27 protein-coding genes and 1 pseudogene are annotated in these 26677 nt (G+C 68.1%); 16 read left to right on the top strand and 12 right to left on the bottom strand.

Annotated features, from left to right (window positions below):
- Positions 1-374: 374 nt before the first annotated feature.
- The 6 genes from ACFU95_RS18570 (at position 375) to ACFU95_RS18545 (ending at position 4761) form a co-directional block, all read left to right on the top strand.
- Entirely contained in the window at positions 375-1343 is a 969-nt protein-coding gene (locus tag ACFU95_RS18570) for an endonuclease/exonuclease/phosphatase family protein (protein WP_383828458.1), read from the top strand.
- On the top strand, positions 1340-2029 hold the full coding sequence (locus tag ACFU95_RS18565) for a hypothetical protein (protein ID WP_383828456.1): 690 nt from the start codon (positions 1340-1342) through the stop codon (positions 2027-2029). Before ACFU95_RS18570 ends, ACFU95_RS18565 begins: the two co-directional genes overlap by 4 nt.
- Positions 2026-2358, top strand: coding sequence for a hypothetical protein (locus ACFU95_RS18560; protein ID WP_383828454.1), 333 nt, complete (start codon positions 2026-2028; stop codon positions 2356-2358). The genes ACFU95_RS18565 and ACFU95_RS18560 overlap by 4 nt, the downstream gene beginning before the upstream one ends.
- Positions 2319-2672 (top strand): hypothetical protein, encoded by a 354-nt coding sequence (locus tag ACFU95_RS18555; RefSeq protein ID WP_383828452.1) that lies wholly within the window; start codon positions 2319-2321, stop codon positions 2670-2672. Before ACFU95_RS18560 ends, ACFU95_RS18555 begins: the two co-directional genes overlap by 40 nt.
- A gap of 86 nt (positions 2673-2758) precedes the next feature.
- A complete protein-coding gene (locus tag ACFU95_RS18550; protein WP_383828450.1) occupies positions 2759-3568 on the top strand; it encodes a tetratricopeptide repeat protein in 810 nt (269 codons plus the stop codon).
- A 917-nt stretch (positions 3569-4485) separates the two neighbouring features.
- The gene (locus ACFU95_RS18545; protein WP_383828448.1) at positions 4486-4761 is read left to right on the top strand and encodes a hypothetical protein; all 276 of its coding nucleotides are present in this window, start codon (positions 4486-4488) and stop codon (positions 4759-4761) included.
- A 69-nt stretch (positions 4762-4830) separates the two neighbouring features.
- Here the strand turns inward: ACFU95_RS18545 and ACFU95_RS18540 are convergent, their stop codons facing one another.
- A complete protein-coding gene (locus ACFU95_RS18540) occupies positions 4831-5079 on the bottom strand; it encodes a hypothetical protein (protein ID WP_383828446.1) in 249 nt (82 codons plus the stop codon).
- Positions 5080-5705: 626 nt separating this feature from the next.
- On the opposite strand from ACFU95_RS18540, the gene ACFU95_RS18535 reads away from it, so the two are divergent.
- Positions 5706-6494, top strand: coding sequence for an SAM-dependent methyltransferase (locus ACFU95_RS18535; RefSeq protein ID WP_383828486.1), 789 nt, complete (start codon positions 5706-5708; stop codon positions 6492-6494).
- Positions 6495-6507: 13 nt separating this feature from the next.
- On the opposite strand, the gene ACFU95_RS18530 is transcribed toward ACFU95_RS18535, so the two are convergent.
- The 3 genes from ACFU95_RS18530 to ACFU95_RS18520 all read right to left on the bottom strand — a co-directional run bounded on the left by ACFU95_RS18530 (position 6508) and on the right by ACFU95_RS18520 (position 8605).
- Positions 6508-7452 carry a helix-turn-helix transcriptional regulator gene (locus ACFU95_RS18530; RefSeq protein WP_383828444.1) on the bottom strand — a complete coding sequence of 315 codons (945 nt, stop codon included), beginning with the start codon at positions 7450-7452 and terminating at the stop codon, positions 6508-6510.
- A 93-nt stretch (positions 7453-7545) separates the two neighbouring features.
- On the bottom strand, positions 7546-7782 hold the full coding sequence (locus ACFU95_RS18525; RefSeq protein WP_383828442.1) for a DUF397 domain-containing protein: 237 nt from the start codon (positions 7780-7782) through the stop codon (positions 7546-7548).
- Between the two features lie 592 nt (positions 7783-8374).
- Positions 8375-8605, bottom strand: a complete 231-nt coding sequence (locus ACFU95_RS18520) for a hypothetical protein (protein ID WP_383828440.1) — start codon at positions 8603-8605, stop codon at positions 8375-8377.
- Positions 8606-8666: 61 nt separating this feature from the next.
- On the opposite strand from ACFU95_RS18520, the gene ACFU95_RS18515 reads away from it, so the two are divergent.
- On the top strand, positions 8667-9776 hold the full coding sequence (locus tag ACFU95_RS18515; RefSeq protein ID WP_383828438.1) for a zinc-ribbon domain-containing protein: 1110 nt from the start codon (positions 8667-8669) through the stop codon (positions 9774-9776).
- A 53-nt stretch (positions 9777-9829) separates the two neighbouring features.
- On the opposite strand, the gene ACFU95_RS18510 is transcribed toward ACFU95_RS18515, so the two are convergent.
- Positions 9830-10570 (bottom strand): hypothetical protein, encoded by a 741-nt coding sequence (locus tag ACFU95_RS18510; protein ID WP_383828436.1) that lies wholly within the window; start codon positions 10568-10570, stop codon positions 9830-9832.
- Between the two features lie 207 nt (positions 10571-10777).
- A pseudogene (locus ACFU95_RS18505) lies at positions 10778-10849 on the bottom strand (hypothetical protein); the annotation flags it as partial.
- A gap of 501 nt (positions 10850-11350) precedes the next feature.
- Here ACFU95_RS18505 and ACFU95_RS18500 point away from each other — a divergent pair.
- Positions 11351-12232: a 6-carboxytetrahydropterin synthase gene (locus tag ACFU95_RS18500; protein WP_383828434.1), complete on the top strand. Its 882-nt coding sequence runs from the start codon at positions 11351-11353 to the stop codon at positions 12230-12232.
- A gap of 131 nt (positions 12233-12363) precedes the next feature.
- Here ACFU95_RS18500 and ACFU95_RS18495 read toward each other — a convergent pair whose 3' ends face one another.
- Both ACFU95_RS18495 and ACFU95_RS18490 read right to left on the bottom strand, forming a co-directional pair.
- A complete protein-coding gene (locus tag ACFU95_RS18495) occupies positions 12364-13194 on the bottom strand; it encodes a hypothetical protein (protein WP_383828432.1) in 831 nt (276 codons plus the stop codon).
- A 466-nt stretch (positions 13195-13660) separates the two neighbouring features.
- Positions 13661-14293 carry a DUF6417 family protein gene (locus tag ACFU95_RS18490; protein ID WP_383828430.1) on the bottom strand — a complete coding sequence of 211 codons (633 nt, stop codon included), beginning with the start codon at positions 14291-14293 and terminating at the stop codon, positions 13661-13663.
- A 340-nt stretch (positions 14294-14633) separates the two neighbouring features.
- Here ACFU95_RS18490 and ACFU95_RS18485 point away from each other — a divergent pair, with 340 nt between their 5' ends.
- The 5 genes from ACFU95_RS18485 (at position 14634) to ACFU95_RS18465 (ending at position 20807) form a co-directional block, all read left to right on the top strand.
- The gene (locus tag ACFU95_RS18485; protein WP_383828428.1) at positions 14634-16391 is read left to right on the top strand and encodes a hypothetical protein; all 1758 of its coding nucleotides are present in this window, start codon (positions 14634-14636) and stop codon (positions 16389-16391) included.
- A 135-nt stretch (positions 16392-16526) separates the two neighbouring features.
- Positions 16527-17336 carry a hypothetical protein gene (locus ACFU95_RS18480; RefSeq protein WP_383828426.1) on the top strand — a complete coding sequence of 270 codons (810 nt, stop codon included), beginning with the start codon at positions 16527-16529 and terminating at the stop codon, positions 17334-17336.
- A gap of 275 nt (positions 17337-17611) precedes the next feature.
- On the top strand, positions 17612-18427 hold the full coding sequence (locus ACFU95_RS18475) for an NUDIX hydrolase (RefSeq protein WP_383828424.1): 816 nt from the start codon (positions 17612-17614) through the stop codon (positions 18425-18427).
- Between the two features lie 363 nt (positions 18428-18790).
- Complete coding sequence (locus ACFU95_RS18470) at positions 18791-20326, top strand: restriction endonuclease fold toxin-2 domain-containing protein (protein ID WP_383828423.1); 1536 nt, start codon at positions 18791-18793, stop codon at positions 20324-20326.
- Positions 20327-20399: 73 nt separating this feature from the next.
- The gene (locus ACFU95_RS18465; RefSeq protein ID WP_383828421.1) at positions 20400-20807 is read left to right on the top strand and encodes a hypothetical protein; all 408 of its coding nucleotides are present in this window, start codon (positions 20400-20402) and stop codon (positions 20805-20807) included.
- 144 nt (positions 20808-20951) lie between these two features.
- Here ACFU95_RS18465 and ACFU95_RS18460 read toward each other — a convergent pair whose 3' ends face one another.
- The 4 genes from ACFU95_RS18460 to ACFU95_RS18445 are packed head-to-tail and all read right to left on the bottom strand — an operon-like array spanning position 20952 to position 24611.
- Positions 20952-22364 (bottom strand): amidase family protein, encoded by a 1413-nt coding sequence (locus ACFU95_RS18460; RefSeq protein WP_383828419.1) that lies wholly within the window; start codon positions 22362-22364, stop codon positions 20952-20954.
- A complete protein-coding gene (locus ACFU95_RS18455; protein WP_383828417.1) occupies positions 22361-23623 on the bottom strand; it encodes an MAB_1171c family putative transporter in 1263 nt (420 codons plus the stop codon). Before ACFU95_RS18455 ends, ACFU95_RS18460 begins: the two co-directional genes overlap by 4 nt.
- Positions 23620-24129, bottom strand: coding sequence for a hypothetical protein (locus ACFU95_RS18450; protein WP_383828415.1), 510 nt, complete (start codon positions 24127-24129; stop codon positions 23620-23622). The genes ACFU95_RS18455 and ACFU95_RS18450 overlap by 4 nt, the downstream gene beginning before the upstream one ends.
- A 41-nt stretch (positions 24130-24170) precedes the next feature.
- Complete coding sequence (locus ACFU95_RS18445; protein ID WP_383828413.1) at positions 24171-24611, bottom strand: XRE family transcriptional regulator; 441 nt, start codon at positions 24609-24611, stop codon at positions 24171-24173.
- 992 nt (positions 24612-25603) lie between these two features.
- On the opposite strand from ACFU95_RS18445, the gene ACFU95_RS18440 reads away from it, so the two are divergent.
- Positions 25604-25753 carry a hypothetical protein gene (locus tag ACFU95_RS18440; RefSeq protein WP_383828411.1) on the top strand — a complete coding sequence of 50 codons (150 nt, stop codon included), beginning with the start codon at positions 25604-25606 and terminating at the stop codon, positions 25751-25753.
- On the top strand, positions 25750-26673 hold the full coding sequence (locus ACFU95_RS18435; RefSeq protein WP_383828409.1) for a helix-turn-helix domain-containing protein: 924 nt from the start codon (positions 25750-25752) through the stop codon (positions 26671-26673). Before ACFU95_RS18440 ends, ACFU95_RS18435 begins: the two co-directional genes overlap by 4 nt.
- The last annotated feature ends 4 nt before the right edge of the window (positions 26674-26677 follow it).

The following is a 26677-nucleotide window of genomic DNA, read 5'->3' as shown; positions in this document are numbered from 1 at the left end:
GTCCGGGGAGGTATCCGGCCGCCAGTGGGGAAGCTCGCGGCCACAGAGTGCTAGATAAACGGCCGCCTACGGGGAGTATCCACTGGCCGCCGTCAAACTGGCAGGGAAGACCAGCGGACCAGAGCGGTGTGACCGTCGGCCGATGGCGCTGGTGGCCTCTGGACTGCCTGCCCCCGGACCTGGGAGAGAGCAGCGCCCAAGCACTCACTGCCTGGCGTCCTCTCCTTCCCATCGACCATCCGCCGGCCCACTTCACCCCCTTCGCCGACCCATCGCCGTCTGCTGCCCGGACTGGCGTGTCCGCAGGCACCTGATGCCCGCGGCTCGCCAGCCCTTTGGCTCCGTCCGTTCAACTCAGCTCTGGAAAGGAATCCGTGTCCCTTCGCATTGCCAACCTCAACGCCTACAAGCTCCGCCTCGACGCTCGTGGCAGCACAGCCTGGGATGCCCGCGTCACCGCCGTCCGTGAACTCGCACCCGATCTGCTCGGCGTCCAGGAGGTCGTGGTCGACGAGGACGAAACGCCCCGCGCCCAGTGGGACACCGTAGCCGCCCAGACGATCGCGGCCTTCGCCAAGGACTGTGGCCTGACAGCCGCCGTCCCCGTCACGCGGGGACGCCCCTACGGCATCTGCATGTCGTCCAACAGCCAACGGTCCTGGTACACCGCCGGGATATGGCGAGAACAGAGCGTGGGCATCGTTCCCGGCAGCTACCGGCCGATCCGTGACGGCGACTTCTGGCACGGCCTCACCACCGCCCGCTTCGACCTGGGCGCCGGCGAACCAGTCACCGTGGGTGTCTACCACGGACACCCCTTCAACAAGAACGCCCGCCTGTCTGAAGCCTGGAGCATCAAGGGCAGGTTCCGCACCCCCGGCGGTGCGAAGCCCGGCTTCCTGCTCGGCGACTTCAACGCGCTCTCCGCAGCCCAAGTCACCGGCCCCAACGGCCAGCCCCACTACTACGACCACGAGGTCTACCAAGACCACGACCACGACGACCTGGAGTACCAGGTCCTCGACGGCACCATCGGCGGCGAGCAGCTGGCCGACCGGCGCCAGACCGAAGCCCTACTGCGCCGCGGTTTCATGGTCGACACCGCCGCCCACCTCGGCGTGCCCTGGCATCCGACGGTCGGGCACTGGGAAGACGGACGCGGCGATCCGGACCCGTTCGGCGAGCGGCGGATCGACCTCATCCTCGCCACCAGGCCCGCCGCACCCTCACTGATCGCCTACGGCACCCACGACACCCCGGCCGCTCGCGAGGCTTCCGACCATCTGTCCCCTTTCATCGACATCGACCCCGCAAAGATCACAACTGAGGGGGGCAACCGGTGAGGCGGTTCCTGAGCCAGGAGCGGCTATGGGCCCCGGCGGATGCACCGGAGGAGGACCGGATCCTGCCGCATGTGCTGTGGCTGCCGCACGACCAGCCCCAGGTCCTTGAGTACTTCGCCCGCATGCGCGAGATCCTCAACCGCTACCCCGAGCTGATCACGCCGGTCGCCGATGAGGACCTGCACGCGACGGTCCAGAAGATCGAGCGGTTCGACACCCAGGGCAGGCACGTGGACGCGCAGCGGCTCCACGACGCCGCCCCGGCCCTCCAGCACGAACTCTCCGGCCTACAACCGATCGATATCGAGATCGGCCCGCCCCGCGCCTCCGCCTCCGCCGCCGTGGCCGATGTCTTTCCAGAAGCCGAGCTACATGAGTGCTACCTTCGCGTACGGGCCGGACTCCTCGCTGCCGGCCTGGTACTGCCGCCCCTGGCAAAGTACTACTGGGGGCACATGACCGGCGGCTACGGCCTGACGAACACCGACACGCCCGAGCAGGCCGAGCGTTCGGACCGCCTCGCCTCCGAACTCGGCCGGGGCCTGCGCCCGGGCAGCCGCATCTCGGCGACCATCTCCTCTGTGTGGCTCGTCCTGGAGCGGCAGGACCCTGCGGCGAATGCCTACACGTTCACCCGTGTGCACGAAATCCCCCTCGGCCATCATGAAGTGGGACTTCAGGCATGAAGCCATTCGAGCCGGTCTTCCAGCGCCGGCCGTGGGTGTCCGGGAGCAGCGCACTGTCCCTGTACGTCCTGCCCGACCCGGCCGTGGACACCGAACTGTTCGGCCTCGTCGCCGAGTGTCGGACAGTCGTGCAGGAGTATCCGATCTGGTGCCTGCCCGACGACCTGATCCACATCACGATCGAGATCGACGCCTGGGCTACCAGCGAGCACATCAGCGCGGGCCAGCGCACGCGCCTCATCTCCGCTTTGACGGCCCGGCTCGCCGGCCTCGATCCGTTCACCGTGCTGTGCGGCTCACCCATTGCCAACCGCACCGGAGCCCTCTAGACACCTATCCTGACCAGGGTCTCACCGCCCTGCAGAACCTGTCGCGTGCCGCCCTGTGGGAGGTACACGACTCCCCAGCGATCGCGCACGAGGGCGGTCGCGGACACGCGGCGCTTGGCTACGCGTATGACAGCGCCGACTCCGACCCGCTCCAGAGCGCCCTGCGCCGGATCAGTCCCAGCCACGCGCGGCTGACCGTGTCCCACCTCCACCTGCTCGACGTGCGGTGGACCGCCCATCCGGTACCGGACGGCGGCGTGCGCTGGGAGATGACCTGGGAGCCGCTTGCCGCCCTTCCCCTGGGAAAGCCCTGACAGACCCGTCGCACCGTTCACACACGCCCGCGCCGCACAGCGCGCCGGGGCACGGACACCTTGCACCCGAGAGAAGACATCAGCCGATGACCGCAGCCACCATCAACGACGACATACGACAGCAAGCCGAACACGCCCTGCACACAGGCGACTTCACCACATCCGAGCGGCTGTACGCCCAGCTTCTGGACAGCTCGTACACCGGAGCGGACACCGAGGACGCCAGCACCCTGCAGGTTCGTGCCGACTATGCGCTCGCGCTGTACGGGCTCGGCGACTTCGCCGCCGGCGAGTCCCAACTGCGGCGCGCCCTGGCGGGGCAGGAGAACCTCCTGGGCCCCCACCACCCAGCCACCGTGATCACCACAGCCCGGCTGGCGGAAAACCTCGGTGAACAGCTCCGGTGGCCGGACGCATACAAGCTCGCCCGCACCGCCGTCGACCGCGCGCTGCACGCCCTCGATGCCGACCATCCGGCAGCCCTCACCTCCCGCCTCGCTCTGGCCTGGGTGATGTCCCGTACCACGCCGATGCAAGCCCTGCCCCTCGTCCGCGCCACCGTGACCGACACCGACAGAGTGCTCGGAGCTGAGCACCGGGACACCTTGGCCGCCAACCACCTGCTGCTGGTGACGTTGCGCAGTCTCGGCAAGCGGGAAGAGGCAGAAACGGTGGCCCGCCACGTCATCGCCACCCGGGTGCAGCACCAGGGACCCCGGCACCCTCATACGCTGCGCGCCCGCGCGGACATGGCGCTGGTGCTGGACGCCGCAGGCCGGGAGCACGAGGCCCGAACCCTGATCGAGGAAGTGGTCGCGGCCGGCAGGGAGTCCTTGGGGACAGGCCACCCCTTCACCATCCGCTTCCTCGCGGTCCGTGCCGTGATCACCGGATAGAGATCGGGCGCCAGGCGGGCTGAGTGCGCCGACATCTCCTCTGCCGGACGAGATCGTCGCTGACGGTCCAGCCCGGTGTCGCCCCTGAGGTTGCGCAGGCGCCGCCCCGTCCCCACCGCCGCCGAGGGGCGGCACCTTTTTGCGGGCCTGGGGTGCTCTGACGGCACCAGGCCGTGTGCACTCGGACGCTCCGGCTGTACGGGAAGACAAGACGGCCGCCTGTCCCCCGTAGGCGCAGTGGCCGATTGGCCTGCAAGAGGGTCAGTCCGGCTGGTCGGGCAGAGCTATCAAGGGCGTCGGCGACCATCTCGATCGACGTGCAGTTCCCAATGGCACGAGCTGGTCGGGCACCTCCGGTAACCGCCCGGACGAACAGCGGGCCCTGGTCGACGCCCTGCCCGGGGAGCTGGCCGACATGGGCGCCGCTTGAGACCGAAGTAGGCCGCCGATCGGCAGCCGCGCAGGAGCAGTCATGGACGTGTGGCCCGACGCCCAAGCCGTCACGGTCCGAAGGCCGGTACGCGACATGCCAACGCATTCCCGTCTGGTCATCCATCGGTGCATTTGCATGAGCGGTCGGGAATCGCACACCCACACCTCACCTGAACGAGTGGCGTTGGCGCTGTGGCTATAGGTCGACTTTCAGGTGATGGTGTCGGTATCTGACCGCCCAGGAGCATTCCGGGGCGGAAGGTGGCACTTTTTGGCATTAGGTGTGCGTGGTGGTTGCTTGCGGTGACCTTCGACGGCGCCTGCTGGGTGAGTTCCGGGTTCCGTTTGCAATTTTGTAGGACGGTGCGAACGGCTGTTGGCCGGACTACGGTTTCGGTCCGGGCATGGGAAAGGGCTTCGAGTCGATTGGTCGTCTGCCTCGAAGCCCTTCGTGCCCGTCTCAACCGAACTGATAGGAGCCCGAATTGATTCAGCACGTCTGCCGGAAGTTGGCGAACCTCCTGCCAGCATCTTCCGACGTTAGCATTCCGCTCCACGCGATTGTTCAAACCGCCCTGTCGAGCGTCTTCATGGTGACGCTGCGCTTCAGTTCCCTGCTGGTCGGAGCGGCCCTTGCCGTGGCGGCCGCGCGCTCCGAGCCGCTGCAGTCGGAGGCGTTGTTGATGCTGACGGCGACGGCTTGGTCGGATCGAAGTGCCGTGTCCTACCTGCGCGTTCGCCGGCACACACCCGGCATGTGAGAAGGCGCGGTGCCTGTTGAGCCGGCCGGCGCGGCCGTATGGCTGAGTGGCCTGCCTCACCGTGCCGGCTCACCGGATGAAGATCCACGCCTCCGGCTGTGAGAGCCGCAAGGGAGCACGCCCGCCGCTCGGGGTGCTCCCTTGTGGCCCCTGCTGCGCGGATCGCAGACGAAAGGCCGCGCCGACCGTCGTCCGGGAGGCCCGGCAGGAGGAGTGCAGCGTGAGGACGATTTCGAGACAGGCGACGCCTGTTGCGGCGGCGAGCACGGTGCCGGCCGGGTCGCGGTCCCGGGCGCGTGATGATGTGATGCTGAGCATGCCGCTGGCGTACGCCGCCTTTTGCAGTGACCGCTGGAGCGTGTACTGCCGCTATGCCGCGGCCAGCGTCGGATCGGCGCATGAGGGAGTCGAGTTGGTCCGGGCGGCTCTGGGGGATCTGGCGCTGGCCTGGTCGCAGGCGCTGCAGAGCCGCTCACCCGCTGCCGTGGCGTGGGAGCTGCTGGGGGCGTGGACGAGTGCGCACCGGACGGAGGGCGTTCACCATCTGCACCATGTCCTGTCGCGGCAGGAGGCGGACGCGTGGTTGCTGAGCTACAAGCTGGGATTGTCCCCGCAGCAGGCCGCTGATGCGATGGGGCTGGACGCCACGGACGTATGTCTTTTACGGAAGCAGGCGCTGGACAAGCTGACTGCCCCTGCCGTCACGCTGGACTGGCATATGCGTCGCGCATCCTCAAGGCGGTCAGTGTCGGTCAGAAGTGCGCCGGTTGTATTCGGGGAGCGACGGCGGCGGGTGTTGTGCGCAGGAGATGTTTCCCCCGTTGGTGGACGTGGGTAGCCCTTGTGGGCTGGCAACTTCTAACATGGGCTACCTACTCGACCAAGGGGCCTGCGCCGTCCGCGGGGAGGGGCGCAGCTGCGAGCGTGGGGAGCAGCTCATTCCTATTAACGTCAGTACACCCAGCGTTGCCAGAATGTACGATTTTCTGCTCGGCGGGACTGACAATTACGTTGCTGATCGCGAGGCATGCGCCGAGCTCCTTCGGATGGCTCCGAGCAGCAGAGAACTCGCGTTGATTAATCGGGCGTTTCTTGTCCGTGCGGTGCGGTATCTCGCGGCCGAGTGCGGTGTGCGCCGTTTCATCGATTACGGATCCGGCTTGCCGACCAGGCCGAATGTGCACCAGGTGGCTCAAGAGGCCGACCCGTCCAGTGAGGTCGTGTACATCGACAACGACCCGATTGTGGTGGCGCACGGCCTGATGATGCTGGCCGAGGATCCCACCACCACTGCGGTGTTACAGGCTGACCTGCGTCACATCGACACCATCTTCGCCAGCCGTGAGGTCAGGCATCTGCTGCGGGATCGGCGGCCGGTGGCGGCGTTGTTCGTCTCGGTGCTGCACTGCATTCCCGACCGCGACGACCCGTGGGCTCTGATTCGCCGGGTGGCCGGCCGCCTGCCGCCGGGCAGCTATATGGTCATCTCGCAGCTCGCCAGTAACGACGCCGAACTGCGTGAGAAGATCACTGCCTTCATGAAGGACATCACGCACGGCGCCTGGGGCAGAGTGCGTTCGCTGCGTGAAGTCAACCGGTTCTTCGACGGACTGGAGCTCCTGGAGACCGACGAACCGGTCGAGGTGTCGCGCTGGAGACCCGACAGCGATCTCGGTCCCCGGCAGGCGACCCAGGAATGGATCGAATACGGGGGTGTCGCCCGCATCCCCTGACCAGCCTGTGACGCTAGTCGGCCAGCTTGTCGATGTACGTCTGCAGCATTCCGAGCGTGTCATCCTTGGTGCCGGCCAGCGTCAACAGCTCCTCCATGGACGCTCTGTGCGCCTCCACCTCATCGGTGTCGGTCAGGTAGGTGCCAGCCTGCGGCCGGTTGGTCGTCTCGACGTAGACCATGTCGCCCCCGTACTCGGCGGGAAGCTTGAAGATGGTCATCGCCGACGTCAGGGGCGTGGCCTGCTCGGCCGCCGCGAACGGCAGGATGCGGATGTGGATGCGTGTCTTGTTCTCGGCCTGGTTGTACAGACTGCGCAACTGGCCGCGCATCACCGCCCGTCCACCGGTCGGCTTGTTCAGCACGGCCTCGTCGATCAACGCGCAGTACTCGGGGGCATGCGGCTGATCCAGCAGATGCTGGCGCTGCATCCGCACATGCAGCCTCCTGCGGACCTGCTCCTCGCTCTCCCGCTGCGCGTGTGCGTCGACAAGCTTGCGATGGGGTGCGCGCATCACCGCCCGGGCGTAGTCCGCCGTCTGCAACAGCCCGGGCACATGAAACGCCTGGTAGGTATGGATGTCGGTCGCGACGGACTCCAGAGCGAACAGGCGGCTCAGCGCGGTGGGCACCACATCCTGATAGGGCGCCCACCACTCCTGCTTCCGCGACTGCTTCACCAAGGCGCGGGCCTCGGCCAGGGAGGCGGTGTCGATAGTGCCGTAGAAGCGGAACAGCCCGACGACGGTGTCCTCATTCAGCTTCGTACGTCCGGTCTCGTACCGGCTCAGCGTCGAGACCGAATTGATCCCCGGCACCTGCCCCACGACATCGGCCAGGCGCAGCCCCCGCTCGACACGGTGCTGCCGCAGCACGGCCCCGACGAGGCGTGCTGCGGCATGCGGATCGGACGGCAGCTCATCGCCGCCGCCCACAAGGCCAAGGGCTCGACCGGCCACAGTGACTACTCCTTGCGCGCGTGCGGCGCACTCCACGCCGCGCGCCAAGCATGAACAGTCACCCCTGCCGCCACAACCCGTAGCCAACCCATTTCAGACAGTCAAGGTATCGAACTCGCCACCGGCGGCACCACTGAGAAACGCCCGCAATTCCGAACACGTGAACACCAGCGCCGGCCCGCCAGGAAAGCGTGAATTGCGCATGGCGACTTCATTTTCACCTAGCCGCGCAACCTCGACACAGTCGGCATACGCGTCACTCGCCGACGCCTTCACCCAGTCCGCCCCGTCAATGCTGTCCGCCGCCACTCCGTTGACGTAGCCGCCCATTGAACACCTTCCCTTCACCGCTGACCAGCGCCGACGCAGCGGCCACAAGCCCCTCGCACCCGACACACAACACCGCCCCCCAACCGGTCGCAGCCACCCCTGCAATTGCACCAGCCGACGGAAGTGATCGAGATATTAGCGGCACCACAGCGCCCGCACCGTCCCTCGAAAGGGCGTACTCATGAAAAGAGAAAGCAGTCGTATGATTTTCCGCTGATCACCTCACGAAGATCAACAAGGCATGTGAGGTTGGCCGAAGTCCCCCCGTTGCGAATGGCGGAATGTTCGAGTATTCGTTCCCATCCGGGCCTGGTCGGGGCCTCCTGGCAGGCGGCGACCATCCGGGCAGGTACGAAACGGGTCCCGGCGGTACCTGAGCACAGCGCCACCGGTAGGTCCCGGCGCGGGCAAGGGCGGCATGGGCACGCTGTGAACGGGAAGCAGGTCGAAGGACGCCCCCCTGACGTTGCGAGGACAAGCGATGTCCCTCACCGTCGGGGAAGTTGGGCCGAGGGCCGGGCCCTTCGGGTCACGGCAGCTCGGGGTTGAGGGCTGCTCGTGCAGCAGCCTGGAAGTCCTCGTCCGGCCGGCGCTAGGAACCGGGCATCGCTCTCTCCAGACGCCCGTGCCCGGCTTCTCGTACGACGGGCAGCCAGTCCATGGCGGCATTTTGAATGTCGGCAGTGCGCAGGACATCGGCGGCGTCGGCCGTGGCGCGCGGTCCGGCGACCGTGACCGCTGCGGCGGCCGTACTGAACTCGGCCCAGGCGTTGTGGATTTCGCAGGAGCGTTGTCGGTGGCGGCTGCTATACCCCGGGGACATGAGCGATAGACCCGTACCGAGGCCCGGAGGGCTCCTCCCGTGCCCCCGAAACGCCAGTGACGTGCCTGAACAGGACGATCCGCAGCGCCGCGCGGCGATTCGGTGGCTACACGACCAGGAGCAGGCCCTGACCGAGGTCTTCCTGCGTGAAGGGGCGCGCGAGCTTCCCGTGGACGGCAACTACCTTCTGTGGCGGCAGGCTCAGCAGCGGCGCCTGGGCCGTGCCCGTCAGGGCTGGGTGACCATGCTGATCGAAGCAGGGTGGACCGGGCTAGCTCCGAGCAGCCGGTCGCTGGCCTACCTGCGCCCCGACCTGCTGGCCGAATACGACGTCGAGCACGAGGAGAACACTCCAGGGGTGGACCTCACCGGCCCGCTCACAACCGTGCAGAGCGTGTGGTGGCGGTGCGCGCGCGACGACAGCCACCGGTGGAAGACCTCGGTCAACAACCGGCACGTGGCAGGCACGGGGTGCCCCCGGTGCGGGAAGAGGGGCATTTCGCGGCGGGAACAGGAGATCTTCACGGCCCTGCGCCGGCGGCTGCCCGCCCTCATCAGCCCAGGCACCGCAATCCGCCATGCCTCTCCCGAAGGGAGCAGACGGCGTCACCGGTCATGGAGGGTCGACATGCTGCTGCCGGGACCCACGCCAGTCGCGGTGGAGTACGACGGCGCCTACTGGCACCGGGACGCCGTCCAACGCGACCTGGACAAGACGGCCGACCTGACCGCCTCGGGCCACCACGTCATCCGCATCCGTGAACAGCCGCTGCCCACGCTGACCCCCAACGACATCGTCTGCACCGCAGACCAGCTGGCCGAGGAGATCGCCGAAACGGTGCACGAGACGATCCTCCGACTCACCGGATCGACCCTCTGCGAGCCCTTCACGGAACCCGACGCCCGTGACGCCACCCAGCTCGGCCTCTTGGGCGACACCGCCGAAACCGCACTGCCAGGCCGGAGCGGTGCCGCGACGCGCGCCGTGGGCATCTTGCTGACGCAGATGGTGCGGGAGGTGCACCGCGGGGACGTTGCCGCGGATCTGGCGTCGGCCCAGCACCTCGTATGGGGTCTGCCGCTGGATGCAGCGCGCACGGCCGCGCAGCAGCAGGCGGGGGCCCTCCGCGCGCTGGCGTCGACCGCCGCGCTGTTGATCGACCAGCCCTGATCCGTCCGACCATCCACGTGCTTGGGAGCAGGCTTACCGCCGTACGCGGGAGGTCAGGGCAACGAGGGTTCGTGGGCTTCGGGTTGCCGTCCTAGCCAGAACGCAGCGACGGATGGCTCGGCCGAGTCCACGGTGGATCCGTCGTGCGGAAGCAGTTCCGTGGGGGCTATGCAGCCGTCGCCCGGTTCGAAGCGTATGCGCAGGCAGCGAAGGCGGTGGCCGGCAGCAACGTAGCGGCGCACATCATCGGTGTGGGGGTAGTGGTGGTCCAGGTCGCGGTAGAGGGTACGGCAGATGTATTGCACGTCGCGGTCGCCGATGAGCAGGTAGCGGGTGCCGGGGCCCAGGTTGAGGCACAGCCGTCGTCGGCCGATGCGGCGTAGGGCGTACGGGAGCCGGTCAAAGTTGTCGACGTGGAGGCCGATGCGGCGACCGATGGTGGAATCTTCGGTGGTCGTGGTCCAGTTGCCGGGGCTCGCGGTGCATCCCAGGAGAGTCGTAGGCCAGCCGCCGTTGAGGGGATCAAGGGTGGCGGCGGCTTCGAGGCGGCCGGTGAGGTCGTCGGGGTCGAGGTTCGGGAGCGGCCGGTGGACGAGTTCGATCAGCGTCTGGTCCGGGGTCGTGTCGTTGGGGCGCAGGTTCTCCGCCTCGGCGGCGGTGAGGGGCTCCCAGTCGTCGCAGGGGATGAGGGCGCCGGGGTCGTAGCCGGGTTCGCTGCCGGTGAGCCGGACGGAGGCGACGTCGCATCGCCGGCGGAGGTCGCTGACGGTCCCAAAGAGCAGTCGTGGTCCCATGGCCGTGCCTTCCGGAGGGAGGGATGTGGGCTACTGGTCGTCGAGGTCTTCGCCGTAGGTGACCTCCAGCTGCGTGGCGAGCGCCTCGGCCAGCTGCAGCGTCTGTGCCCGGTCGGTGATCACGTGCTTGAGCGAGGTGACGCCGGTCAGCCGGGACAGGTCGTTGCCTCGCAGGTCTAGGCCGCGATAGGTACCGCCCTCGAATTCGGCCTGGCGCAGATCACAGTCGTCGAGCAGGGAGTCGGCGAGGTCGGTCGCGGTGAACGTCGCTTCCCGCAGGGAGCATGTTCATCATCGCGGCGCCCGCCCAGACGGGAGCGGTATGCCGCCGACCGGCAACTGGCATCCGGGACTTATGGGTACGCATCCTCACACGCAACTACCCGACGGGCACGGCCGTTCCGTCGCAGACGAGGACATGTCGCCTGATCCGGTGCAACCACACAGGCGGCCGTCGATGCGCTGGGCATCACGGCGCTCCGTGTGCACCGTGCGGCGCACGGCTCCGTACCCAGCCTCCTGGATCGGCCTCCGGCGCGTGTCAACGTACTCCGGGCACTGATCAGCGGCCGACGGTGCTGCCAGGTGACACCACCAGTCACCACTGCGGTCTGACATAAGCATCAGGAAACCTCCGGCGTCCGGTCACCGCGGCGCCTCCTGATCGTCTACCGTCTGGAGCAAGGGAGTTGACGAGCCGCACCCCCGGGATGCCCACACCACGGGCCCTGCGGCGGCTCGTTCAGGCGGGCTGGTTGTGACGGGTGTAGGGAGAAGCTGATGATGACGTTGACCCGCGAAGGCGACTTCGACGCGGTCCATACCCGGCCGACTCTGCCGTCCTGGCACATGTGCCATCCACCGCACCAGCATCGGTGGACGGTGCGGCTGGAGATCGTCGCCGACGACAACCTGACCGACGACGAGTCGGTCACGGTGCACACCGCGTTCGCCGAGTTCGACGCCTGGATCGACGCGTACCTACACCTGCACAACCTGAACACGCTGGACGACTCGCTGGCGCAGGACTGCGGGGCCTGGCACCTGGGCAAGTGGATCTTCGATACCTGGGCGAGCCGGGTCCCGCATCTCGCCGCGGTGCACGTCCAGGGCCCGACGCGTGACCACCCGTTCGACCACCACGAGCGGTCGGTCGTCACCTACCGCCCCGAGGACGATCCGTCCTACGGCCGCTTTCGGCTGGACAACGACGACATCCAGACCGCCGGAGTCGACGTGTCCTGGGAGGAGTACTGGTTCGGGCCCGACGGGGCCCGGACCGGGGAGATGGTCAAACACGTCACGGTGCGCTTCACCGACGGCCATCACCCCTACACCCGCTGGCGTCCGGCCAACATCCTGTCCGAGTGCACCGCCCCGGACGACCAACTGCTGCGCGTGGAGCAGCTCACCATCGAATACCGCTACGCCGCCGAGCAAACGCTCTACGGCACACGGCTCCCTGCGGAGTGGTGGGCCTACGCTACCCACGCCACGACCGTACACGCGGGCGAGTCCGGCCAGGTCATCGAGCCGCGCCGCGAGCAGACGCTGTACACGCTGGGCTCCGAGAACCTTCCCGCGTGGGTGGCGTCGCTGCAGCGGACCCACCTGCCTGCCCCGGACGAGTTGGCGCCACCGCCCGCGACCGCCCGCTCCTGAACACGGTGTGCCTCCTCGGGCGCGATGCCGGGCAGCGGCCCGGCGTCCGGCGGGGCTGTTGCGCCGGGTGAGCACTCAGCTCAGGGGTGTCTGCGCGGTGACGCCGGCGCCCGTGAGCGTCGCGCGGTGTGTCACGCCAGCATGCCAGCGGTAAATCGAGACAGATGGCGCGGGTCGGACCGTTCGTCGTAGGCACTGCTGGGGACGGGGAGGTTGCCCTCGACGGCCACCGCAGCACCGATGGGCACTCCGGCGTACGCGAGGGCGTTGCGTACGCGCCGGACCTCCAGCTGATGGTGGGCCGTGGTGTGTCCCTCGGCGCACACGAAGGTGACCGCGGGGCCGTCCACCCGCAGCACCCCGCCCTCGCACCCGGCGCAGGTATCGCATTTGACCGGTCGGATGGCACTGGCAGTGACGATCTGGACGTAGCGGCCGACCAGGATGGTCAGGGCTCCGAGGGATGACAGCGGTACCGGCGTCTGCCGGATGACAGCTTCGCCCAGTGGGCTGATCACGTCGTGCAGCCCGCGCACGGCCGCCCACAGCACCGGGGGGTGCCCCGGTACGTCGCTCATCGGCTCGCCCGGCGCCTCCAGCCAGCTGCTCATGTCCCTCCACAGGGTGTCCAGCGGGCCGGGACCGTCACCCGCGCCCAGGACGCCGGCGGTTACTCCCGCCGCCTCGATCCGCCGGCTCAGCTCCTCCGGTTCCCCGCCCTGGGCACGCAGGTTCTCGACCGTGACGGCCAGGGGGATGGACTGTGGGGACTGCTCACGCTCGACCGACAGCGTGAGCAGAATGAAGGAGAGCGCCCCGATGTTGCCGGGGTGCTCATCCCAGGTGGGTGCGAGAAGTTGGGCGGCGCGCGCCACGGCGGCCCGCCACACGTCCGGCGCCGTGGTGGGCAGCAGGTAGGCCATCTCGTCCGGCAGCGTCCGTGAAGGCAGGACACCCGTCATACGGTGACTCCAAGCAGGTCGGAGGAAAGGTCAACGAGGCGCGGGGCTCTGCGGGTTCGCCGACCGGTCGAAGCTACCGCGTGAACGCGCGCCCGCGCTGTGCTTCATGGCCACAACCGTGCCCAGCACCATGCCCTCCGACACCTCCGTCCTCCCGGCCCCGGCAGAAGACCGATCGAACTGTCGCCCCGGCCATACGCGGGCTAGGTTCGCAGGCGGCGGTGGCCATGGTGACGCGAACGCCCAAACCGTTCGGCCCGTGGAGACCGCTGACCTGATCATCCCTGGCTCGCACTCCACACTCGTCTACGAGCTTCGCCTCTGATCCCGCTGCCGGATACCGCACACAGCTGGACGGCTCATCGTCGGCATCCGGCGGCGCCGGACGCGCCAACCCGATGGAGAGTCGAGCCTAGCCGTACAGGCGGTGACCGGAGACGGGCCGGACATCGTGGGGTCGAAGCGCTCACCCGCGGCCCACGCTGCTGGTGCACTGGCCCAGGGTGACCGGGACCGGGGTTCCGGTCGTCGGGGAGGGCCGGTAGACGACGCCGTAGTCGCGGGCGAAGCAGTTGGCCTCGGCCTCCGAGTTACTCAGCCGGTGCAGGTAGAGCGCGTAGGCGACCGAGGTGGTCTGCTCCTCGGTCAGGCACAGCCGCCAGCGGTTGTCGGTACGGCTGAACGGCGCGGTGCGCACTCGCTCGGCGAGCCCCTCGGCCGGCCCCGTGGCCAGGTCACGGGCGAGACGGACGAAGACCCGTACCGCGTCCATCTGGGCCGGGCGCAACTCCACGAGCTGTTCTCCGGGCCCTGGTTCGGGCTCACCGAAAGTCTGCGGCGGGCGGGCATGCGCGTAGGTGCGAACGTCACGGCCGCTGGAGGTCAGCCGCGCTGCCCAGCGCACGGGCCGGGACAAGCGCGCGGACAGTTCCGCGCGCATCTCTCGGTCCGCCAGTTCCACCAGCCCCTCGCTCACCAGCGCCTCCACACGCCGCTGGTCCTGTACGGGCACACCGTCCACAACCCACGCCTCGCGCGCGACCTGCTCGCGCTCCCACAGCATGTCCAGCAGGGCGATCCGCTTCTCGGAGTGCCTCAAGACGTCCCCCTGTTCGGTCTCGATCGGCGGCGGGCGAGTCCATCGTCTCTGGCCATGGCTCGTGTTGCGCTGTTTCCCCTTCGCCGTCACTCCGGTGAGCGAGCACCAGGCGGTACGCCGTCGCTCCGGGGCAGGGGCCGATGACACGCTGAGGGGTCCCTTGCCGTCGGCGATCGGCACGCCAGCCGACGACGGCGGCAGCGTTGCCGGCCATAGCTCCGCCGACCGTGGAGGGCGAGGGCCGTCGTCGGCCGGACCGTGGTCTGCCCTGCTGTCCGGGCCGCGTGGGAGCATGCGGCAGGAAGACAGCGTGAACTCGTCGGCTTGAGGAAGGCGCGGCATGACAGGGCAGTGGGGTCTGGCGGTCACCAGGGCGCAGCAACTGGCGTCCGCCGCCTTGACCGTCAGCGACAACAACTGGGAGTACACCGGCACCCGCGACGTGCTGGCCATCTCCCTTGCTGCGCTGGGCCGCCAGAATGCTGGCGGTGTGGAGGCGGTGACGCTCGGGTCGCTGCTGTGGCATCTGTCGCGCCTGGACGGCGGTGTCCGGCAACTTGCCGCCTCTCTGGTCGGCGAGGACCTGGCCCTGTCCACGGATACGGATCCCGCGACGGTGGACGACAGCAGCGATCCGGTGATCGCGACCTGGCTGTGGCTGACCCGTACCTGGCCCGCCGACCCCCACCAGCCCCTTTCGAAGGAGCGGTGGGACGGAATGACGCGTGGTCTCGCCCGCGGTTCTGCGGAACCGGCCATCGTGGTCTGCCATCAGCTTGCCGTGGACGCGGTCTGCCACGCTCTGGAAGAGGAGCTGCACCGTCCCCTGGCTGCCGGCACCGAAGTACAGGGTGTCGGAGGGGACTTCGCCGGCAGCATCGGCACGGTGATCGCCCCCGCCTGGTACTTCGACGACGAACGGCAAGATCTGTCGTGCGGCCCTCTGCCGCACGGCTACGAGGTGCAACTGTCCCAGCCCTCTGCCGACAACACGGTGAACGTCATCTGGCGCACAGCGGCGCTGCAGGTCGTCCTGGACGAAGAGGCGTGGGAGGAGACCCACCGCAGCGCCTACGGTCTGGATTCATGGACGCGGGCCGAACGCCAGGCATGGGTCCTGACCCAACGACACATCGGCTACCACGCGGACGACCTCGACCTGTACGCCTCCGGCGCCTCCTCCACTCCCGAGGCGGTCAGCGAGCGCGACGAGAGGTGGCTGCCCGCGAGCCGGCTTCTGGCGCTGGCCGTGTGGCGTGCGGCCCGACACGAGGGGGTGCTGATCGACGACGTGGATCTGGCCCGGCCGCTGTGGTGGCTGGGCGGCGCCCTCCACGAGCGCCTGTTCGCCGACCCGCTGCCCGCCTGGGATCCCGCTCCCGTTCTCGGCTCCTGGGAGGAGCTGCGGGAGCGGGAGGACGAACTGCTGGAGGCGGCCCGGCGGATCGCGACGTGGCATCAGCTCCGCGACCTGCACGACAACCATGCCCTGCGCGACACGAAGGGCGTCTGCAGCCTTCAACCTCCGCCGCTGCTGCTGGGCGACCGCTGCCGGGACCTGGCGTCCGGACCTTTCCGTGACGGGCAGCCGCCACGCTGGCAGCCCGCCGTCGAGTACGCCACCAAGGCCGTCGCCAGCGCCCTGCACCAGCTGCACGACGGAGAGTGGAATCCCCAGGCCCAGGCCCGGCAAGCTGCGGCCGAACTGCTGCCCACCCTCCAGGCGCCCCCCGACCTGCCCGAAGTGCCCGCCCATATCAGCGAGCCGGCCTGGATCCAGCGGGCCCTGCGGATCGGACACCTCCGCGCCACACTCCGGACCGTCCAGGACCATCACAAGGGTGAGACCGAACTCGACGTCCACCCGGCACAACCCCTCGGCCTAGCGATCGGTCTGGTCTGGAATGCCTTGGACGACAGCGCCCCGGCCCTGTCCGGTCTTGAAGAGCTGTGGGTACAGAGGCAACACGACGTGGCGCGGTGGGAACGCACCCACCTTCCCCACGCACTGCGCACGTACATCCGCGCCCTGGAAGAGCTCGCCTCCACCCTGGGCACTCTGTGCTTCGACCTGAACACCGGCCATTCCAGCCACTAGACACACCACCCGACCAGGCAACTCGATGGTGACGGGCGCCAAGGTTCTCAACCTCCCCAAGGACTCACCCGTCCCGGGAGCACGCCAGGGCGGCCATACAGTGGAGAACACCAACCGCGAAGGGGGCCAGTGCACTTGGACGTCGAGTACGAGTACAGCGAACCGGAACCGTCCGAGCCTGTCCCGGCCCGAACCGCTGCCCAGACCGAGTGGCGCTTTGCCGCTCCGGGCCTGATCCTCGTCGAATGGCATGACAGCCATGCCGACTGGCACAACAGGGTCATGGCCGACGAGTTGTTCGCATCACCGTCCTATCTCCCCAAGGAAGGGGTCGAGGCACTCGCCTGCCCCTGCGGCAACTACAAACAGCTCACCGTCATCGGCACCTGGGGAGGGCCGCTGACCCTGCAATGCCCCTGCGCCAGTCCATTCCGTGCGACCTCCGACGCGCCCTGGGCCGTGAACCTGCTCAAGCGGCTTATCCTGTGGCACGCCGACGCCACCTCGGAACTGCGCCAACTCAACGACCTCATCATCGAACACCACACGGCCCACCAGATCTACCGCGACCGGGTCACCGACCTCGTCGAGAACAGCGCCGCCACCAGCACGGCACACGACCTGCGGGCCCTGATCCACGCGCCGATCCCAGACACCAGCCTTGCGCCCCTGGCCCGCGCGGTAGTACGACGCGAAGAGCGGGAAACACGCGACACGCGACTGCGGCGGGCACTCAGGGAAGTGCGCCTCACACCCGACGGTAAACGCCCCCGCTACGCCGGCGGGCCCCTGACCGGCTACTTGATCCGCGCGATGACCGTACTCGCCAGCTCGGGCAGTCGCGACCTGTGGTACACGGAGGAGGGCCGCCGTCTACTGGAGACCATCGACCGCGTGACCACGGATATCCAGCAACACGATCCGGGTCCCACGACGCATCGGTGACGGCTGAGTCACCCGCCTGCCTCGTTACTCGAAGGCGTGAACCAAGGACGCGAGTTGGTCCGTCGCGGCGAGCAGAACGCGGTCAGCGCAGGGCCGGCCGATATTCCCATAGGCAGCCCCTGGGTGATCGTGACTACCGGCACGACCAAGCTGGGCAGGCCGATGTGGCTGGTGAGGTTGGCCCAGTCGGCCTGGTCGAAAATCTCCACCCCCTGGCACCCGCAGGGTGGCCCGCGCCAACTCCCTGACCGCAGCGGGCAGTAGGGTTCCTCGACATGAATAGCGACGGCCGATGGATCAAGCAGGACAGTCGAGTCCTCTTCGCCGGCGGGCCCGACGATCGCATCCACCTCACCGTGGACCACGCAGTGCGGCCCGACGGCGTCACCGTCGCCTACCCTCACGTAGACGCCCCGGACTCGGTCAGGGTTCTCGCCGTCCGTCACGGTCAGGTGGCGATGGTCACCCAGCACCACTACCTTCACGGCTCGATCACCGATCTGCCCGGCGGGCTCGTCGACCAGGACGAGGAACCAGCCGACGCCGCCCGCCGTGAACTGGCCGAGGAGACCGGGCTGCAGGCCGCATGGCTGTTTTCAGTCGGTGCGGTGGCCACCGCACGCGCTACGAGCACCGAGAAGGCCCATCTCTATCTCGCCCACGGCTGCACCCCGGGCCCCACCTCCCAGGACGCCGGGGAGTCGGTACAACTGCACTGGCGTTCCTGGCACGAGCTGAACGAACCTGATGTCACCGCCTTGCAGGCCGTCATGCCCTTTCCCCTCGGCGACGCAGCGTCGCTCGCCGCAGTGCAGCGCAACGGGATGGCCTTGCGTGCGGTCGGCGGGGCGCTTCCGGCGCGCGGCGACGACCTGGTTGCCGCAGCTTGGGCGGCCTACACGGTCGCTGCGCTGCGTGACCCGATCGCCGACGACCGGCTGAGCCTGGTCTGGCTAGACCTCGCCGTCGGCCGCTTCGCCGAAGGCGGGGCGATCCTGGTCGAGTTGGAGTCGGGATACGAAGGGCCGGATGCCGAAGCCTCCTGGGCCCGAGCCGCTCAGCGCCTCTGGCGGATTGCCCAGCAGCAATAGACCTGGCGGTGTCTCTGGCCGAACATCTCCGTCGGCACGCTCGTGTGGGCGACGGCGCCAAAGCGCACCGAGTAGGAGTCTGCAGGACGGTGCTCGCGCGCCCCATCACGGCCGGGGCGACGCCGAGCTGTTCCGAAACGGAACGCGCGCTGTGTTCCGAGCCGGAGCAGCCGCCTTGTTCCGAAACGGAACGGGCCTTGACGGTGATCATCACGGACTATCCTGACGCCGCTGTCCGAAAAACACCGCCGAGGCCCGCACAGCAGCCCCTCATGTGGCGCACGGGCATCGACTACACCACAGCCTCTGTTCGCAACCGTGTACGGTTTCCCTGAGTGCATGTCAGGGCCACGGGGAGGGGCGTTGGATCTTCAGCATCAGACCTCGAACTTCGTCAACGCGTCCTGGTCGCTGGTGGATCTGCGTGACCTGATCTACAACATGCTGAGCCTGCTCTCCACTGAACTCAGCGAGAACGGGGGCATGGCCGGCGACGACGAGGCGGGCCGCGCCTTCGCCACTGTGTACAAGGAGGCCGTGAAGACGGTCTTCGACCAGTCCGCCTTCGCCCACCAGGTGATGGCCAACGGCGCGGGCGCGCTGCTCAAGTCTGCCGAGGCATACCTGAGGCAGGAAAGCCGTATCGCGGCCGAGCTTCTCGGTCAGAGCCCTCAAGGTCCGGACATCGGTGTACAGCCGTCGGGGCCTGACTGCTCCCCGCGCGGCAGTCACCACGCCGAGGACCTTCCCGAGGTCGTCGGCGAGACCAGCGGTGTCGACCAGTTCCTTTTCAACGAGCGTTTCCTCGGGCACCCAGGCAAGCTCCGTGCCGTGGCGCTGACCTGGCGCAGCGCGGCCAAGATCCTCGAAGGCGCGTACTGGGACTCCGAAGCCGCATGGCAGCGTGCAACGCTCGACGAGGTCGGCCAGACCGCCGACCGGGTCGAGGAGTTCTTCAGGAAGTTCGTCGGCAAGAGCCATCCGCCCAGTGAGGTGAGCGAAGACGAGACCCTCATGGCGAACCTGCCCACCGCCTGCAAGATGATCGCCAATGCCTGCGACGCCTACGCCGATCACATAGAGACCGCCAAGCAGCGGCTACCGATCGAGGAGACCTCCCCCGACGAGGCTCTCTGGCCGTGGGAGCAGCCGCGGTTCGGAGGGGACGGCCACGACGGCGGACTGCACGAACTCGTCACGAGTGACATGCGGATCGCCGCCCTCGGCAAGATCCCGCCAGCTCTGGACAGCTCGAAGGCGAAGGTGAAGATGCCGCGGCCGGACAACGACAGCCCTGTGCCCGGGCTGCCTCCGTTCCTGGCACCGATTCTTCGGGTCCCGCTCCTGGTTCCTGTCGCCTACCGCCCGGCCAACGGCCCGCGCGTACAGCCCATCCCCCCGGCCACGCCGCCCAACCCCCGCTTTCCCCCACTCACGGCCGGGCAGCGGAACAACTTCCAGATGTGGCTGAACTCCCTGCGCCAAGGCGATTTCTCCGGGGGGAGGCCAGCCGAGGTCGCCTACCAGCGGCGCGTCGCTGGCTATCCCGAGTACGAAGTCCACATTCCTCCGGGGATCAGCGCCAACAGCACGCTGATGGTGGACGGATTCCGCGACGTCGACGGGATGGCCGTCGAGGCGAAGTACGTGAACAAGCCGGACCAGCGCTGCTACCGCTCCTTGGAAGATCTCCGCAAGAACCATGCCAGCGGGGACCGAGACTTCCTCTACGACAAGGACCGAGTAGAGCTCCGCAAGTACGCCGCGGCCCTGAATGACCCGCGGAACACGGAGATGCGGGGCGTCGAAACCGTCACCAACAACCAGGAAGCAGTCCAGTACTGGCGCATCATGATGGCCGCGTACGGCGTCAGCGGGCACGCCCGCTACGTTCCCTGACACCGCCAGCACACCGCCGCACAGGAAGCACCAGACCACGATGGAACCCGAAGAGGTCGCGGAACTCCGCACGATGTACGTCTTCACCCCGCCGAAGGGCCAGAGCTGGGGCCTGACGTTCGAGGGCCTCGAAGTCAGACTGCGCGAGCGGAACCCCGACGAGTTCGTCCGTATCGAAGCCGGCGGGCCGGTCAGAGGTTCGTCCATGCATTTCGGCATCACCCTGGGCGACGAACAACTGGAGGGCCTGGCCCGGCTGTCATCGGAAGGGGTGGCGGTTCTGGACTGCAACGCCGACCTGGCGGCCGAGTTCGTCCTCTGGCTCAGGGACCGCGTGGTCCCGACCGGCATGACGGTCATGTTCAACACCGAGTGGGGGCTGGAGGAGGACATGCCGCCAACGCCGGTTCCCGATGCGTCTCGGCCGGATATTGTTGCCGCCTTTGTCGCGCACATCGAGGAGACCGGGGGCCTCGACTGAACTCGCACTTGGTTCGTTGCGTGGAAGCGATCACTGAGCGAGCCGAGCCCTGTTGGCCTCCGGCCCGCCTCACATGCCGTGCAGCGACACAGACGTGCCTTCTGTTTTCCCCGCGGGGGCGCCACGGGAGCGGTGACCGTGTCCTTACTCGAAGGCACCAAGCGGCGTCGTGAGCCGTTCCGCCACTGCGAGCAGAGTGCGGTCCGCGTACGGCCGGCCGATGATCTGGACGCCGATGGGGAGCCCGTGGGTGGTCGTGGCTACTGGTACCACCAGGCTCGGGAGGCCGATGTGGCTGGTGAGGTTGGCCCAGCCGGTCTGGTCGTAGAAGCTCCGCTCCTGGCCGTCGACCACGAGGGTGCGGCTGCCCGCTGGAATCGCGGGTGTGGGTGCGGCTGGCGTGATCAGGATGTCGTGTTCCGTGAAGAACTGTTGCCAGTCCGATCGGAGTCGGGCACGTTCTTCGTTCGCTCGGAGCCAGGTGCGGTGGGATTGAGTCCGGTGGCGGAGGAAGGTCGCACGGGGGCTGGAGTCGTCGTCTTGCAGTTGTCGTGCGGCAGCGGCTTCAGCGGCAGCGGCGCTGTCGTCGGTGGTGGCCGTTGTAGTGGCGTACAGGAGTTGTTCGAAGAGACGCGTGGAGTATGCGAAGCGGACTGGTCCGGGTGTGTGTCGGACCGGGGCTCCGGCTGTGGTCAGGGCCTTCTCAAGGGTGGCGAGGGCCTGGGCCGTGTCGTGGTCGACGGGGCAGTCCGCGTCCTCGGCCCAGATCGCGAAGCGCAGCTGCTCGATGCCCCTGCCGGCCGGCGGGAGATCTACGCGCCAGGGCGTGCCCTCAGCCGGTGCCGGGGTGATGAGTGCGGTGAGCAGCAGGTCGAGGTCGCGGGGGCGGCGGGCCAGTGGGCCCGGGGTGACCATGTCGCTGCTGGTGAGCCAGCCCGGTGGCCGGGGGATGTGGCCGCGGGCGGGGACGAGTCCGTGTGTCGGCCGTAGTCCGTATACCCCGCAGTAGTGGGCGGGCAGGCGGAGTGAGCCCGCGAGGTCGCTGCCGAGGTCAGCGGGGGTGAGGTGGGCGGCGACCGCTGCTGCGGGTCCCCCAGACGAGCCACCGACCGTCCGCGCTGGATCGTGCGGGTTGAGCGTGGGGCCGAAGAGGGCGTTGTCGGTATGGAGGTCCTGGCAGTAGGCGGGGGTGTTGGTCTTGCCCATGATCACCGCGCCCTGGTGGCGGAGCCGTGCGACAGCGTGGGCGTCCTGGTCAGGAAGGTGGTCCGCCAGTTCCTCGGCTCCGCTGGTGGTACGGAGGCCGGCCGTTTCGAAGCTGTCCTTGATGGTGACGGGGAGACCGTCGAGGACCCCAACGGCCTCACCGAGAGCACGGCGCTCGTCGGCGGTGTGAGCGGCTTGCCGGGCCGCGTCGTCGTCACGGGTGACGACGGCATTGAGGGTGGTGGCGTCGATCCGGTCGAGGTGGAGGTCGAGCAGCTCGCGGCTGGAGATCTCGCGGCGGTCCAGGGCGCGCAGTTGGACGTGGGCGGGCTGGCGGGTCAGGTCGGTCATGCGGAGGCTCGCTCGGGGTGGGGGGCGCGGGCACGTTGGCGGGGAAGGTGGCGTGCGACGGCGAGGAGCGCGTCGATGTCGTCCATGGGCTGGCTGGTCTCGGTGGCGGTATCGGCGACAGCGTCGATGTCGCCCATGGGCTGGCTGGCCTTGGGGGCGGTATCGGCGAAGTCGGTGAGCCGGTCGGGCTGGGGGCGCTCGCCCCTCTTGCGGGCGGCGATGCCGGCGACTATTTGGTCGGCGGTGACAGCTGCGTTCAGATCTTCGCCAGAGAGGCCGCGCGCGCTGTGGTGGGCTTCGCTTCTTTCGCGGACGCTCGTCTCGATGTACTGACGGATCACGAAGCGGCCGTCGCGGATCTCCACCGCCCGCCGGTAGAGCTTGAACCCGATCGTGCGGGAGCGGCGACGCTGTGCGGGGTCGCTCCGGTCGATGGGGAGGCGGATCTCGGGCGCCTCGCTGTAGAAGGTCATCCACAGGCGGCGCAGGCGGTAGTAGCTGAGGTGCTGCTTGAACCGGTACCGGATGCTCTGGGCCTGGTCGGTGATCGTGGGCACCAGCCAGCCGATGAGGGTGAGCATGGCGCCGACGTCGCCGCACGTCCAGGCGAAGTTCTCCCAGCCCGCGAGGGAGGCGCCGAAGGCGCTGGCGATGACGTTGCCGATTCGCACGGCGCTGTATCCGAGGGTGATGGTGGCGCCCAGGGCGACGACCCGCAGACCGACCCAGACGGAGGTCTGCTTATGACTCCGCGCAAAGCGCCAGCAGGCCCGGGCGAGGAGCACCTCGCCGATCGTGTACGCGGTCACGTACAGGGTCAGGTACGCGGCGTACATGTTGTCGTGCGCGTAGTACAGCGTGAAGTCGATCGGCCTGGGAGCGCTCGGGGTCAGCAGGGCGAAAAGCACCAGCAGCCCGGCTATCACTGCGAGGCCGGCGCCGAGCCAGGCCCGTGCTCGCCTGCGGGCGATCTCCGGGGGTGACCCCCAGTAGGTAAGGACCACCTGCTGGCAGGCGATCAGAGCGATCACGCACCCCTGCGCCAGCGGGACGGATAGGTTCACGGTGCCCAGGACGCGGTCGATCTGGTTCCACATCGGGGTGATGGAGAACAGGAACGACAAGCCCGAGAGCAGGAAGACGGCGACCAGGGCCATGGTGGCGGGGTCACGTCGACGGGCAGGGACATCCCGCAGGAGGCAGAGGAATCCCAGGACCGCGACCACAAGGCTGATCGGGTGGAGCAGGTCCTTCATCATCGGGCCTCCCGCCTGCGCAGCAGGGTGTGCGCGACCCTGTCCTGGACCTCGTCGCCGGAAGGCTCGTCGCTGCGCAGCCGCCGGTCGATGATCCGGTGCTGGAGGAGCGAGGCGCGAAGTTCGGCATCGCGTTCCTCGGCCTCGTCGTACTTGGTCCGCCCCAGCATCACCTGCACGGTGGCCGGGTCCACGCTGGTGAAGAGCGTGGGCGCCAGGGCGGACAGCGGGCGGGTCTCGTGGTGCTTGAGCAGGAGATGCATGAACTCGTGGGCAATGATCTGATCTTGATGCCAGAGGCTGGTACGGGGGTCGTAGGACACGTAAATCGCACGCTCAAGGACGGCACACGCCCCGCAGACCGCCGGTGCCTGCTCCAGCGGCATCAGGATCACCTCACGGCCCGTGCGACGCGAGACCTCGTCCCGTAGGTCGCGGATGCTCGTGACGTCGGGGAGATTCAGCTCGGCCAGGAGGTCACCCTGGCGCGGGCTAAGTGCGGACCACATTTCCACTCCTTGATCATTTTCTAACTGCCCCCGTAATTCACCTAGTTGGAGGGCGGAAGACCCTCCATCTTCCGCACCCCCTCCACGAGACCAAGCACCGCGTCCTTTCCGTCCGCCGAGACATCGGACAGACGAAGGAGGACGTTCTGCATCTTCGAATCGCGGAGCAATGCCAGCAACTTCAGTTCCTGCGCGGTCTTTTCGGCGACCTCATCGTCGAACCAATAGGCGGGCGACACCCCGAAAAAGGCAGCCAGGGCTTCAAGATGACGCTTCGTCGGATTGTCGCGCTTCCCCGTACGCAGCATCCAAAGATAGGTGTCACTCACCGTTTCCAGCCCTCGCTCTGCCATGAGCTCAGCGACCTCAGCATTGCTGAACGGGCCGCGATCAGGCGGGTGCACCGCGTCAAACAGCTGGTTGAGCCGGTCCTTGAGCTCCCGCGGACGCGGGCCCGTCGGCTCCTCTGGTAGCTCTTTCATGATCCTTTCCTGGATGGGATTCACAGCGGTTCAGTCACTGTATCCCGCCATCAACAAGAGTTGACGCACCGATCTTGCGTATGGAAAGTTCTACCTTGCAAATGCTTTCCGCGTTTGCGCGTCCACCCTTCGGGATGGTCTGCCCGCTTCTACCGATAGGCGCACCCGGCATGCGTGACACGTGTCACTTTCCTTAGCAGCGTTAGTTGCATCTGTGATTGCAGGGCGCATTTGATCTTCGAATGAAGGGGTACGGAGGCATGGCGGGAACGCTCGATCCCGTTCACGATGCCCACGCGGGTAATTCCGTGAGATTCGGCGCTGTGGTGCGCTGCCGGTCCTCGCCATACTCGCGGACGGACGGCTGGCCGTGCGCCGCTGCGCCGCACCGGAACGGCGCGGCCTCTGCGCTGGCAGTGTGGGTTGCTTCACTCCTCCCATCACCTGCGGCGCCAATGCCAGTCGGCGACCCTCCCACGGGCTACCTCGACATGACGGGTACCGCCGAGCGCGCCACCATGATCGGCGCCGCCAACCTGGCGCCGTTCGCCAGTGCACGGCGTCGCGGCATGAGACACGAGGGGGCCCAGTGAAGATCATCTCCGAGTGCGCCGGAGCGATCAGCCTGCTGCCTGTGTCTCGGCCAGCTGCCTCCACTCGCAGACGCAGGTGCCGCCGCCCTCCACTGCGACTTGTAGAGAGTCCTTTAGCAAGGTCTGGATCTTGCCGCAGGGCCTGCATATGTTCGTCGTCCCTCGCCGGGCACCCGCCCGACGGCAGATGACGCCAGGAGACGTATGCGGCAACGCACGATCCAGCCGGGTGAGATAGCCCCGCAAACAGCGACGGCGCCCAGGGAGCGGTAACTCCCGGACGCCGAACGCCACATGGCACTCCTGCCCCGGCAAGGGCGGAGATTACCCACCTTCACCGCGCCGGTCCTTTCCTACGAGGCACACCGGTGCGGGCTTCACTGCAGAGGAGAGTCTTACATGCCGCCTGCCCTGCGCAAAAGGCCGGTCTCCCCGGCCAGCGCGGCAGCCACCCACCTGACCCACCACTCGTCGACCGACCTGCTGCCGGCCACCGTCGCGCCGCAGCCCTCGACGGACACGCGCCTGAAGACGGCGGTGTCCCGATGAGCGGGCAGGCACGCAAGTGGGTGTGGAAGAGCAGCACCAGCCGTGGCACGGCCCGCCTGGTCCTGCTGTCGATCGCCGACCGGATCCCCGACGCGCAGTGCGTCGCCTACGCGTCCGTCGCCGAGCTGATGGAACGGACGAACGCCAGCCGCAACGCTGTGCGCAACTCACTGGACTTGTTGGAGGACGCCGGCGAGCTGGAGATCCTCAACGACTACGAGGGCCCGCAGCACAGCACGGTCTACCGCATGCCACGCCCAGCCGCCTGGCTCGCGAAGGTCGCGGCTGCGCAGAAGGGCGACCCCGACCTGGGCGTCGAGGACGTCCCGCCCCTGACGGACGCCGATCCCGCCCCCGCCCTGAAGGACCTGGACGAGGAGCGGCTGCGCAAGCACCGCATCTGGCGCAAGGCAGGGTCAGAATCCGGCCCCCGTCGTCAGAATCTGGCCGGGTCAAAATCTGCACCCCCTCGTCAGAATCTGACCCCTGGCCGGGTCAGAAACCGACCCCCCTCCGGGTCAAAATCTGACCCCCAGAACTGTAGTGAACCGAAGGTGAACCGTAGGTACAGCAGCAGTAGTGCTGCCGACCTCACCTCGGCCACCGACTGGCAGGTCGACGACGCGAGCCTGTCCTGGGCCCAGCAGCAGGGACACCTGGCACGCCTCGGCGAGCAGGGCCTGCAGGCCGCCGACGCGAAGTGGCGCCACTACCGCGCCGCCTGGAGCGCTCGCCCCACCAGCGCCTGGGCTGCCGACTGGCGGTCCTGGATCGCCCGGGAGCACAGCCCCACACCCCAGCGCCCGAACCTCTACGCCCTGCCCGGCGGCACCCCCGCGCCGCAGGCCGGCATGACCAAAGCCGACCTGCACATGGCCGCCCTGAAGGCCGCACTCGACGAACCGACTGGAACGGAGTAACTAC

The sequence above is a fragment of the Streptomyces sp. NPDC057623 genome, from assembly GCF_042800355.1.
Lineage (GTDB): Bacteria > Actinomycetota > Actinomycetes > Streptomycetales > Streptomycetaceae > Streptomyces.
This window is presented reverse-complemented; position numbering and strand designations above follow the sequence as displayed.

What these genes read in the sequence shown, in the direction of transcription:
- ACFU95_RS18500 (WP_383828434.1), top strand. Translation starts at nt 11,351, where the DNA reads ATGATGACGTTGACCCGCGAAGGCGACTTCGACGCGGTCCATACCCGG.
- ACFU95_RS18475 (WP_383828424.1), top strand. Translation starts at nt 17,612, where the DNA reads ATGAATAGCGACGGCCGATGGATCAAGCAGGACAGTCGAGTCCTCTTC.
- ACFU95_RS18495 (WP_383828432.1), bottom strand. Translation starts at nt 13,194, where the DNA reads ATGACGGGTGTCCTGCCTTCACGGACGCTGCCGGACGAGATGGCCTAC.
- ACFU95_RS18450 (WP_383828415.1), bottom strand. Translation starts at nt 24,129, where the DNA reads ATGTGGTCCGCACTTAGCCCGCGCCAGGGTGACCTCCTGGCCGAGCTG.
- ACFU95_RS18525 (WP_383828442.1), bottom strand. Translation starts at nt 7,782, where the DNA reads ATGGGCGGCTACGTCAACGGAGTGGCGGCGGACAGCATTGACGGGGCG.
- ACFU95_RS18440 (WP_383828411.1), top strand. Translation starts at nt 25,604, where the DNA reads ATGCCGCCTGCCCTGCGCAAAAGGCCGGTCTCCCCGGCCAGCGCGGCA.
- ACFU95_RS18460 (WP_383828419.1), bottom strand. Translation starts at nt 22,364, where the DNA reads ATGACCGACCTGACCCGCCAGCCCGCCCACGTCCAACTGCGCGCCCTG.
- ACFU95_RS18435 (WP_383828409.1), top strand. Translation starts at nt 25,750, where the DNA reads ATGAGCGGGCAGGCACGCAAGTGGGTGTGGAAGAGCAGCACCAGCCGT.
- ACFU95_RS18465 (WP_383828421.1), top strand. Translation starts at nt 20,400, where the DNA reads ATGTACGTCTTCACCCCGCCGAAGGGCCAGAGCTGGGGCCTGACGTTC.
- ACFU95_RS18445 (WP_383828413.1), bottom strand. Translation starts at nt 24,611, where the DNA reads ATGAAAGAGCTACCAGAGGAGCCGACGGGCCCGCGTCCGCGGGAGCTC.
- ACFU95_RS18510 (WP_383828436.1), bottom strand. Translation starts at nt 10,570, where the DNA reads ATGGGACCACGACTGCTCTTTGGGACCGTCAGCGACCTCCGCCGGCGA.
- ACFU95_RS18520 (WP_383828440.1), bottom strand. Translation starts at nt 8,605, where the DNA reads ATGTCCCCGGGGTATAGCAGCCGCCACCGACAACGCTCCTGCGAAATC.
- ACFU95_RS18485 (WP_383828428.1), top strand. Translation starts at nt 14,634, where the DNA reads ATGACAGGGCAGTGGGGTCTGGCGGTCACCAGGGCGCAGCAACTGGCG.
- ACFU95_RS18550 (WP_383828450.1), top strand. Translation starts at nt 2,759, where the DNA reads ATGACCGCAGCCACCATCAACGACGACATACGACAGCAAGCCGAACAC.
- ACFU95_RS18540 (WP_383828446.1), bottom strand. Translation starts at nt 5,079, where the DNA reads ATGCTCAGCATCACATCATCACGCGCCCGGGACCGCGACCCGGCCGGC.
- ACFU95_RS18455 (WP_383828417.1), bottom strand. Translation starts at nt 23,623, where the DNA reads ATGATGAAGGACCTGCTCCACCCGATCAGCCTTGTGGTCGCGGTCCTG.
- ACFU95_RS18560 (WP_383828454.1), top strand. Translation starts at nt 2,026, where the DNA reads ATGAAGCCATTCGAGCCGGTCTTCCAGCGCCGGCCGTGGGTGTCCGGG.